This window comes from Mycobacterium sp. NGS33, assembly GCF_059812885.1.
In genome coordinates this window covers 1-754 of record NZ_JCALDN010000041.1, presented here as the reverse complement: position 1 = coordinate 754, position 754 = coordinate 1, and the positions used below count along the sequence as shown (strand labels likewise).

2 protein-coding genes are annotated in these 754 nt (G+C 67.2%); both read left to right on the top strand.

What is annotated here, in order from left to right; translation table 11 throughout:
• Nucleotides 1–45 precede the first annotated feature (45 nt).
• Nucleotides 46–345, top strand: coding sequence for a PE family protein (locus AC5Y5B_RS25215; protein WP_500007393.1), 300 nt, complete (start codon nucleotides 46–48; stop codon nucleotides 343–345).
• 13 nt (nucleotides 346–358) lie between these two features.
• Nucleotides 359–754, top strand: a 396-nt coding sequence (locus AC5Y5B_RS25210; RefSeq protein WP_500007394.1) for a PPE family protein, incomplete at its 3' end; no start/stop codon positions are given.

Below are 754 nucleotides of genomic sequence, written 5' to 3'. Positions count from 1 at the left end.
AACCGACGAGCCCAGATGAGTCCCACGGAAGGGGAAGGAAGCTAGATGTCTTTCGTGACCACGCAGCCCGAGGCGTTGGCAGCCGCAGCGGGCAATCTGCGAACCATCGGCTCAACGCTGAGCGCCCAGAACGCCGCCGCCGCGGCCCCCACGACGTGCGTGGTGCCGGCCGCCGCCGACGAGGTCTCGGCGCTGACGGCGGCGCAGTTCGCCGCCCACGCCCAGATGTACCAGGCCGTCAGCGCCCAAGCGGCGGCGATCCACGAAATGTTCGTCCACACCCTGAGCACCAGCTCCGGGTCCTACGCAGTGACTGAGGCGGCCAACGCGGCCGCAACTGGTTAAGGAGTCGATGATGTTGGATTTCGGAGCACTGCCGCCGGAGATCAATTCGGCGCGGATTTATGCCGGTCCGGGTTCTGAGTCGTTCACGACCGCGGCGTCGGCGTGGAACGCGATCGCTGCGGAGTTGCAGTCGGCCGCGTTGAGTTACCAGAACGTGGTGACTCAGCTGTCGAGCGAGGAATGGACGGGCACCGCCTCGGCGGCGATGGTGCAGGCGGCGACTCCGTATGCGGAGTGGTTGAGCGTTACCGCGGCCCAGGCCGAGGAGGCGGCCACGCAGGCCAATGCGGCCGCGGCGGCGTTTGAGACGGCGTTCTCCTCGGTGGTGCCCCCGCCGGTGATCGCAAGCAACCGGGCGCTGGTTCAGCAATTGATTCAGACCAACGTGTTGGGGCAGAACACGGGGGCC

Excerpts from the sequence above, each read along its gene's own strand:
- AC5Y5B_RS25215 (WP_500007393.1), top strand. The coding sequence starts at position 46 with ATGTCTTTCGTGACCACGCAGCCCGAGGCGTTGGCAGCCGCAGCGGGC.